This is a genomic window from Rhizobium sp. RHZ02 (genome assembly GCF_014851575.1).
Lineage (GTDB): Bacteria > Pseudomonadota > Alphaproteobacteria > Rhizobiales > Rhizobiaceae > Rhizobium > Rhizobium altiplani.
In genome coordinates this window covers 123655-132606 of record NZ_JACUZX010000014.1, presented here as the reverse complement: position 1 = coordinate 132606, position 8952 = coordinate 123655, and the positions used below count along the sequence as shown (strand labels likewise).

The 8952-nt window shown below is 60.1% G+C and carries 8 protein-coding genes, 1 tRNA gene and 1 pseudogene; 3 read left to right on the top strand and 7 right to left on the bottom strand.

Features of this window, described 5'->3' with window-relative positions; genetic code table 11:
* Positions 1 to 534 (top strand): annotated as a pseudogene (locus IB244_RS19895) (integrase core domain-containing protein); the annotation flags it as partial.
* A gap of 38 nt (positions 535 to 572) precedes the next feature.
* Here the strand turns inward: IB244_RS19895 and IB244_RS19890 are convergent.
* The 4 genes from IB244_RS19890 to xylF all read right to left on the bottom strand — a co-directional run bounded on the left by IB244_RS19890 (position 573) and on the right by xylF (position 4180).
* A tRNA-Arg gene (locus IB244_RS19890) sits at positions 573 to 649 on the bottom strand.
* Positions 650 to 778: 129 nt separating this feature from the next.
* Positions 779 to 1561: an ATP-binding cassette domain-containing protein gene (locus IB244_RS19885; protein ID WP_018857493.1), complete on the bottom strand. Its 783-nt coding sequence runs from the start codon at positions 1559 to 1561 to the stop codon at positions 779 to 781.
* 15 nt (positions 1562 to 1576) lie between these two features.
* Positions 1577 to 2887: a sugar ABC transporter permease gene (locus tag IB244_RS19880; RefSeq protein ID WP_025662836.1), complete on the bottom strand. Its 1311-nt coding sequence runs from the start codon at positions 2885 to 2887 to the stop codon at positions 1577 to 1579.
* Between the two features lie 252 nt (positions 2888 to 3139).
* Positions 3140 to 4180, bottom strand: a complete 1041-nt coding sequence (gene xylF / locus IB244_RS19875; protein ID WP_018116461.1) for a D-xylose ABC transporter substrate-binding protein — start codon at positions 4178 to 4180, stop codon at positions 3140 to 3142.
* 225 nt (positions 4181 to 4405) lie between these two features.
* Here xylF and IB244_RS19870 point away from each other — a divergent pair, with 225 nt between their 5' ends.
* Positions 4406 to 5629, top strand: a complete 1224-nt coding sequence (locus IB244_RS19870; RefSeq protein ID WP_018857495.1) for an ROK family transcriptional regulator — start codon at positions 4406 to 4408, stop codon at positions 5627 to 5629.
* A gap of 92 nt (positions 5630 to 5721) precedes the next feature.
* Here IB244_RS19870 and iolG read toward each other — a convergent pair whose 3' ends face one another.
* Positions 5722 to 6714 (bottom strand): inositol 2-dehydrogenase, encoded by a 993-nt coding sequence (iolG, locus tag IB244_RS19865; RefSeq protein WP_018857496.1) that lies wholly within the window; start codon positions 6712 to 6714, stop codon positions 5722 to 5724.
* A gap of 154 nt (positions 6715 to 6868) precedes the next feature.
* Between iolG and IB244_RS19860 the strand changes: the two genes are divergently transcribed.
* The gene (locus tag IB244_RS19860) at positions 6869 to 7132 is read left to right on the top strand and encodes a hypothetical protein (RefSeq protein ID WP_018857497.1); all 264 of its coding nucleotides are present in this window, start codon (positions 6869 to 6871) and stop codon (positions 7130 to 7132) included.
* Here IB244_RS19860 and IB244_RS19855 read toward each other — a convergent pair whose 3' ends face one another.
* Complete coding sequence (locus IB244_RS19855; protein WP_018857498.1) at positions 7133 to 7618, bottom strand: hypothetical protein; 486 nt, start codon at positions 7616 to 7618, stop codon at positions 7133 to 7135.
* Between the two features lie 54 nt (positions 7619 to 7672).
* Positions 7673 to 8680 (bottom strand): LysR family transcriptional regulator, encoded by a 1008-nt coding sequence (locus IB244_RS19850; protein ID WP_018857499.1) that lies wholly within the window; start codon positions 8678 to 8680, stop codon positions 7673 to 7675.
* Between the last annotated feature and the right edge of the window lie 272 nt (positions 8681 to 8952).

Below are 8952 nucleotides of genomic sequence, written 5' to 3'. Positions count from 1 at the left end.
GTTCAATCTGTCTCGGCTCGCCGTCTGGTGGCTCAGGCTCGGTATCGACATCGAGCGCATCAAGCCGGGCAACCCGCAGCAGAACGGCCGCCATGAACGCATGCATCTGACACTGAAACTTGAGACAACCAAGCCGGCCGGAGACAATTTCCTGCAGCAGCAAGCCCGCTTCGACGACTTCGTCGAGGAGTTCAACAGCGAGCGGCCCCACCAGGCGCTCAACATGGCCTACCCGCAGAGCGCTACGACGCGTCACCGCGCGCCTACCGCGGCCTACCCGATCTCGACTACCCGTTCCACGACCACCAGACAGTCACCGTCACAACATGCGGACGCATCTGCTACAAGCGGAAGAAGATCAATCTCAGTCTGGTCTTCGCCGGTCAGGCCGTCGGCATCAAACAGGTCGAAGACCATATCTGGCTGACAAGCTTTATGGACTACGATCTGGGATACTTCGATGATGAGACATGCAGGCTTGAACCTTTGCCGAACCCTTTCGGTCCAAAAGTGTTACCTATGTCTCAGGAATAAAACGTAACCTATGTGTCCAGAACGGACCCGAGAGTTAGTGGCGCACCCGACAGGATTCGAACCTGTGACCTTTGGAATCGGAATCCAACACTCTATCCAGCTGAGCTACGGGTGCATGCCGAGGCGCTTGAATCGCCTTGTCCGATGCGAGGTTCTTAGCCTAGCTTCTCGCTGGCTTCAATCTACAAAATGAAAAGTCCGCCGTTCTTGCGGGCGGCGGACTTTTATGTCTCACGTCTGCGGGTCAGGCCTGCATGGCGCCGGGGCCGGGGATGGCCTTTGGCGGCACCTTGCCGAGGATGATCATGCCGAGCACTTCGTCCTTGGTGACATCTTCGGTGCGGGCATGGCCGACGACCTGGCCGTTCTTCATCACCGAGACACGATCGGCGAGGTCGAAGACGTCGTGGATGTCGTGGCTGATCAGGAAGATGCCGATGCCTTCCTTCTTCAGCTGCTTGATCAGCTCGCCGACCTGCGCCGTTTCCTGGGGCCCGAGAGCCGCCGTTGGCTCGTCCATGATCAGGATGCGGGCATCGAAGAGGATCGCGCGGGCGATCGCCACAGACTGCCGCTGGCCGCCGGAAAGTGCTTTCACCGGCTCCTTGAAGCGGCGGAAGTTGGGGTTGAGGCGGCCCATCACCTCACGCGCGGAGGCTTCCATGGCGACGTCATCGAGCGTGCCCCACTTCGTGCGGATCTCGCGGCCGAGATAGAGGTTGGCGGCGGCATCGACGTTATCGGCGACGGCGAGCGTCTGATAGATCGTCTCGATGCCGTACTTCTTCGCATCGCGCGGATTGCGGATGTCTGCCGGCTCGCCATTAATCAGGATCTCGCCGCTGTCGCGCTTGTAGGCGCCGGAGAGGATCTTGATGAGCGTCGACTTGCCGGCGCCGTTGTGGCCGAGAAGGGCGACGACTTCGCCGGGGTAGAGATCGACCGAAGCATTGTCCACAGCGTGGATGCCGCCGAAGGAGATCGAGATGTTTTTCATTTCCACAAGGGGAGTGCGTTGATCAGTCATATCTAGGACTCCTCTTTACTTCGACCGCGAGCGATAGACGGTGTCGAGCCAGACGGCAACGACAAGCACGGCGCCCACGACAACATTTTGTATGGGCGTGTCGACGTTGGCGAGGCCCATCCCCGATTGCAGCGACTGCATGACCAGCGCGCCGAGCATTGCGCCGGCGATCGTACCGGTGCCGCCGGCGAGCGAGGTGCCGCCGATGACGGCTGCGGCGATCGTATAGAGCTCGTAGGTCGTGCCTTGCGAGTTGGCGGCGGCGTTGAGGCGGGCGGTCGAGATCGCCGCGGCGACAGCCGCGAGAAAGCCCATAAGCGCGAAGATCCGGACGGCGACCCAGCGGGTCTTGATGCCGGCGAGCTCGGCTGCTTCAGGGTTGCCACCGATCGCGAAGACGTAGCGGCCGAAGCGCAAGCGGGTGGCGATGAAGGTCATGACGATGCCGACGAGAATGGCGATCAGCACCGGCACGGCGATGCCGTAGGAGATGAAGAGCCCCGTTTCCGGCCAGGCGATGTTGTTGGCTTCGGCGTACTTCTTGGCGATCGCCACCGGCCAGTAATAGATGGTGGACACCCAGATGGCGCCAAGGACTAGGGTGCAGCCGAGAACTGCCAAGAAATACTCTGCCCAGAGCGGACGGCGTGGGAAGTTGAAACGCTTGCGCTGGTGGCGCGAGCCGATGATGCCGACGACGATCAGCACACAGGCGACAAGCCCGATGATCCAGCTCCACGTGGCTCCGACAGCCCCTTCAGCGCCGCCGCCCATAATGCGGAACGTCGTGTCGAGAGGTGCGACCGTCTGGCCCGATGTCACGTACCAGGCAAGACCGCGCCAGGCGAGGAAGCCGCCGAGCGTGACGATGAAGGAGGGGACACCCAGGAAGGCGATGATGACGCCCTGGAAAAGACCGATCAGCGTTCCGGCAACCAGACCGCAGACCAACGTGATCAGCCAGGTCCAGGAGTTGTCGAAGCCGAGGTACTGCGGCAGGAATTTCGCCTGGACGACGCCCATGATCATGGCGACAAGGCCAAGCATGGAGCCGATCGACAGGTCGATGTTGCGGGTGACGATGACAAGCACCATGCCGGTCGCGAGAACCGCGATTTCGGTCGTCTGGACCGAGAGGTTCCAGAGGTTGCGCGGCGTCAGGAAGAGCCCGCCGGTGTAGAGATGAAAGCCGATCCAGATGACGAGCAGCGCGGCGACCATGCCAAGCAGGCGCGTGTCGATCTCGGTTGCGCGCAGGAAGCGCGTAAAAGCGTTGCCCTCCGCCGAGCGCGGATGGCTCGATGAGGATTGCGTGATGTTTGCCATGGGTTTGCCGTTTCCCCCATTGTTTGGGCCGTGGCGCGGGTGCCCGAAAAGCCCGAACCGAGGTTGCCCTGTTCTTGAATTGACCACCGAGAGACTTCCGAAATGGCCGCTCAAGGCGCGGCACTATTCTGGCAGGGAATCAAAGCGTTCGGTGCGTTACGAGGCGGGAGTGTCCGTGGAGGAGGCACCATCCGCATCCGGCGCCGCAACGAGACCGCTGCGGCGCCGGCGTGTTGATTGACCTGGCGAAGATTAATCGCAGGCCTTGACGCTGCCGGCCTTTACGCCCTGGCAAGCTTCAGCCTTGGAAATCCAGCCGGCGTCGATGACGACGTTCAGGTTGTCCTTGGTGATGGCCTCCGGCTTCAGGAAGATCGACTGCATCTTCACCTTCTTCGGGCCGCCCTCGAAAGTGGTGACACCGTCGATCTTGTCCATCGTCTTGCCACCAGCGAGGTCGAGCGCGATTTCAGCAGCGCGCTTGCCGAGTTCGCGCGAGTCCTTCCAGACGGAAACCGTCTGAGTACCAAGCGCGATGCGGTTCAGAGCAGCCTTGTCGGCGTCCTGCCCCGAAACCGGAACGGTGCCTGCCATGCCCTGTGCGTCGAGCGCGGCAACAGCGCCACCGGCGGTGCCGTCGTTCGAAGCAACAACGGCGTCAACCTTGTTGTTGTTGGCGGTCAGGAACTGCTCCATGTTACGCTGGGCGTTCTGCGGCAGCCAGCCGTCGGTGTAGGCTTCGCCGACGTTCTTGATCTTGCCGGCATCGACAGCAGCCTTCAACACTTCCATCTGGCCCGAGAACAGGAAGTCCGCGTTCGGGTCGGACGAAGAACCCTTGATGAAGACGTAATTGCCTTCCGGCTTGGCCTTGAATACGCCTTCGGCCTGCAGGCGACCGACTTCCTTGTTGTCGAAGGTGATGTAGAAAGCAGCCGGATTTTCAATCAGGCGGTCGTAGCCGACAACCGGAATGCCTTCAGCAGCAGCCTTTTCGATGGCAGGGCCGATAGCATCGCTATCCTGGGCGAGAACGATGAGTGCATTCGCGCCCTGCGAAATCAGCGATTCAACATCGGTCAGCTGCTTTGCGGCAGACGACTGCGCATCAGCGGAAATGTACTTTGCGCCCTTGGCTTCGAGGGCCTTCTTGATGGCGGCTTCGTCGGTCTTCCAACGCTCTTCCTGGAAGTTCGACCAGGAAACGCCGACGACGAGATCAGCTGCCATTGCGGCGGTGTGCACCGACACGAGGATGGCCGCCCCGGCCATCAGCTTCAAAACAGACTTCATAAATATCCTCCCGAGTGAATAGCGGCCAGCCCCAGCCAGTGGTTCCTCCGGCCGCCGCGGTTCGCTGGCGAGAAATTTGAATTATTTTCTCGACAGTCGAGAAATTAAGTGTCAGAGATTTTTTCAACTGTCAACACCGCACTACCGGCTTCGTTGCGTCGCGAAAAAATTGCTGGAGATGGGGTGTGAGCGAGGGCGGAATGCCAGGGGGAGAGGCCGGCATATATGCTGACCAAGTCGAGCACGGAGTTGGTCCGGCAGAGAAACAGCGTCCTTGTATTAGCTGCGCTTCGACGACATGGGGCGCTGGCGCATACAGAGATTGCCGACTTTACGAAGCTTTCCTCCGCGACGATTTCAGCAATCACGGCTGACCTCGAAAAAGCGCAAATCATTGAAAAATCCGAGCAGCAGCCAAGTAGCGGAAGAGGGCGTCCGCGCGTGCTGTTTCGACAGCGGCGCGACTGCGGCTACCTTGTCGTCGTGATCATTTCATCGGACGGCGTGCAATATTCGCTGGTCGACTACGCAGGCAAACTCATCGACCGGTTCAGCGAGGAAAGGTCGCATGATCCCGCCGGTGCCGAGCGGTTTATTGCCTCTATTAAACAGGGGCTTGCGCGCATTCTTTCACGCTCGAAGCTGCCCCAGGAAAGGGTGCTGCTGATATCGATCAGCAGCAAAGGTCTGGTGCATCCGACCGACCCTGTACTGGTGTGGTCGCCGATTTTCGGCAGCAATCAGATCGACTTCGAATCGGCCTTGCGGCCGGATTGGCAGGCCAGGATTTTTCTGGGGAACGAGACCCAGCTCGTCGCAGCCGCACTCGGCGCACATGAAGCGAATGCGAGGCCGGTTGATTTTCGGTCGCTCGCCGCCTTGTCGCTCGGACATAGTGTCGGGCTCGGCATCGTCCGGAGCACGGGGCCGGGCGAGCGTGAAGTGTCGGCCCCAAATTTTGGACATATGTTGCATATGGCAAACGGCGGCCTTTGTCGCTGCGGCAGCAGGGGATGCATCGAGGCTTATGCTGGCTTCTACGCCATTTTGCGCATGGCCTTCGAAGTGCCGCTCGACACGATCCCAGCCAAGTTCGTGCCGGTCGCCGGGCTCGACAAGATCGCCGCCCAAGCGCGACAGGGGCACCGCATGTCTGCCTTGGCATTCAGGCAGGCCGGTATTGCACTCGGAAATGGGCTTTCGCGTCTGCTAAGTCTGACAGAACGCATGCCGATCGCCATCACCGGGCCGGGAACGCGTTACTATGATCTGTTGCGACCGGGGATCGAGGAAGGGCTTGGCCAGACGCATGTCGTGCGGATGGAGGGAATGCCGGAGATCCGAGTCGTTCCCGACGAATCGATCCTCGTGTTCGAGGGTCATCTCGACCGGGCATTGTCGGTGATCGATCAGGAGCTGGTCTTGTCCGGTATCCAGGGATCGGATTAGCGGTGCGCCTAGCGGATCGTGCAGATGGAACGAGAAATGGCCGGGCAGGGACCCGGCCATTTCACAGGTGGCTTTCGGTCGGGAGAGGGCCGTCAGCCAATCTTGATGAGCTTGCCTTCCTTGACGGACTGCACGGCGGCATCGGCAAGCGCGAGGGCAGCCAGGCCATCGGCGCCCGACGGCGAGATGGTCGCGCCCTTTTCGATTGCGGCGATGAAGCTCGCGATCTCGTTGGCGTAAGCTTCGGTATAGCGAGTCATAAAAAAGTCATGCAGCGGCGGACGGGTATAGCCGTCGCCGTTGGCGACCTCGATCGAGACCGGACGCTGGTTCTCGGCAGCGACCATGCCCTTCGAGCCATGCACTTCGATGCGCTGATCGTAGCCGTAGGTGGCACGGCGGGAATTGGAGATGATTGCCTGCTTGCCGGATTTGGTCCGCAGGATCACGGAAACGCTGTCGTAGTCGCCGGCTTCGCCGATCGCCTTGTCGACGAGGACGGCGGCGGTCGCGCTGACGGCAACCGGCTCTTCGCCGAGCAGGAAGCGGGCCATGTCGAAGTCATGGATCGTCATGTCGCGGAAGATGCCGCCCGAACGCTTGATGTAATCGACTGGCGGGGCGCCAGGATCGCGCGAGGTGATCGTTACCATTTCGACATCGCCGATTCGGCCATCATCGATCGTCTTGCGAACAGCCATGAAGTGCGGGTCGAAGCGTCGGTTAAAGCCGACCATCAGCTTCGCCTTGGTCTCGTCGACGACCTTGATGCAGGCCTTGACGCGGGCAACGTCGAGATCGATTGGCTTTTCGCAGAAGATCGCCTTTCCAGCGCGCGCGAATCGCTCGATCAGTTCGGCGTGGGTGTCGGTCGGGGTGCAGATGACGACGGCGTCGATATCCTTGGCGGCTTCGATCGCGTCGATCGTGCGGACCTCGCAGCCGTAAGCCGATGCGATCGCTTCGGCGGCCTGCGGAAAGGCGTCGGCGACGGCAACGAGCTTGGCATTGGCATCGCCGCTGACGGCCTTCGCATGAACCTTGCCGATACGGCCGGCGCCGAGAAGACCAAATCTGACTGTCATGAGAACCTCCCTTGAATTCGGAACAAATGAACCGAACTGTGATGCTTGTGGAATTTTCATTCCATTTAATGGTTGCCGCGTCAAGCCCGGCGCTCTTTCACATTTACGGAATCCATCCTAAAGACATGTCATCGAAATACCGCGCGGGATAAATATGCAACTCATCGATCCGAACCATCCGGCCTATCGCCCGCTGTGGGCTCGCATCCTGATTGTGGCCGTTTGCTTTGGCTGGGCGCTGGTCGAAATGATCACCGGCGATCCATTCTGGGCGGTCCTGTCGGGCGGCGCAGGCGTCTATGCGGCCTATATGCTGTTCTGGAACTACAAGCCGCAGTCGCCGGAGGCGGACACGGCGCCATCTCCCGATGACGCGGAAGAGGCAGAAGATACAGAAGCCAAGAAGGACGCTGACTAGTCAGCGGGCAAGGTGGCGCAGCGCCTGGTCGATCAGCAGGTTCGCTATCGTCATCCGCTTGGTGGCGTTCTCGCGGAACAGCGGGTTGACGCGATCGGGATGGTTCTGCTTGGCAAAGGCGCGGCGCTTTTCGCTGAGGCTCTGGGCTGTATCACGCGCAGAAATGTCCAGTTCGGCCGCGATATCTTCAGGCGCGATGCGCTCGAGGTGATCGGGCATCACCGGCTCGGGCTCTGGTTCAGGAGGCGGCAAGGGCTCAGGCGACCGCTCGGCCACGGTCTCCGATGCGGCGAATTCCATTGTCTCGAAATATGCCTGGTTGGGTCGCGCTGACGACGCCGAGACGCCTTCCATGACGTCGAACGCGAGGCCGGTATTGAGACCGCTTACGCGGGCGGCGGCGGGTGCATCCTGTTCGACGGTTTCATCGTCCTCCGCCTTCAGGCGGTCGAGCACGGACTGGAACACGGATTGGCCGAACAGCATGATTGCCTCCCTTGGAGGGGCGCATTAGATCCGAACAAGGTGGTGCAAGGCTTGTCAGAGCACTCCCGCCTTCTTGCTTTCGGCCAGTACCAGGTCATAAAGCAGCCGTGCGCTCGGGGGCAGCGCACGTTCCTTGACCGTTATCAGGCTGTAGGGCCTGACGTTGATCTCGAAATCGATCGGCAACACCCGCACATCCGAAGCCTTCGACCGATGGGTCGCCAGGAACTGCGCCACATCGAGCGCGATCGGCGCGATCGCATCCGTCTGGCAAACCGTCGCACAGGTGAGCAGCAGCGAAGAGGTGTTGACGATATTTTCCGGGAGCAGCACGCCGCGAGAAAGGAAGAGGTCCTCGATCGTCCGGCGCAGGAGCGTTCCCGCTGGTTGGAAAACCCAATCATATTGTGGAAGGTCCTCGAGGGAGGCGACCTTCTTCTTCAAGAGCGGATGGCCGCCCCGTACGATCAGACAGGCCTTCTCCACGCCGATTTCCTGGACCTGGAAGAGGCGCGGGTTGAGATCATCGGGAATGCGGCTGATGATGAAGTCATGCTGGGCGGCGAGCAACTCGCGGGCAAGCACGTTGCTCGTTTCAACCTGTATGGTGACCTCTATGCCGGGTAGGGCGCTTCTAACGCGCTTTATCGCCGGCACGACCAGGCTCATGGCTGGGGCAGTGACGGCGCCGATAAAGACGGTACCTCCCTTGCCCGTTTTGAGTTCGGCGATTTCCCGGCCCGCCTCGCGCAGCTCGAGCATGATCTTGCGCGCGCGTCTGGCAAGCGCCTGTCCGAAGGTCGTCAGCACGACGCCGCGTGCCACGCGTTCGTAAAGTGGCGTCTTAACGATCGATTCCATTTCGGACAGGATTCGCGAGGCTGCCGGCTGTGAAATGTTCAGCGCTTCGGCCGCCGCGGAAATCTGCCCGCTATCTTCGATTGCGACGATCATTCGCAGATGATTCAGCTTGAGGCCCAATCGCAAAAAGGCGTCATCGGCAAAGATATCCGTATGAATGTCGACGTGACCATGCGTCTGCGGGTCCGAAATGATCGCCATGGTTGCGGCCTCCCATCCGCGTTCCATTAAAAGTAATACTTTTTAACGATATACCAAAATTGTTATGCACTTTACCAGTTATTCTATTTGACAGTTATGGGATTCCATACCAGTTTGCCGCCGTGTGCTGGTTGGCATTCAACACGTGAGAGCGTGGAGGAGACCTACTTCGTTTCTCACCATCTGAAGTAATTATCCAAGACGGAACCTGCCACAGTTTCGGGGCGGGCGATTTTTCGCACGCGCGTTTATTAACTAAGGGAGAGAGAGAT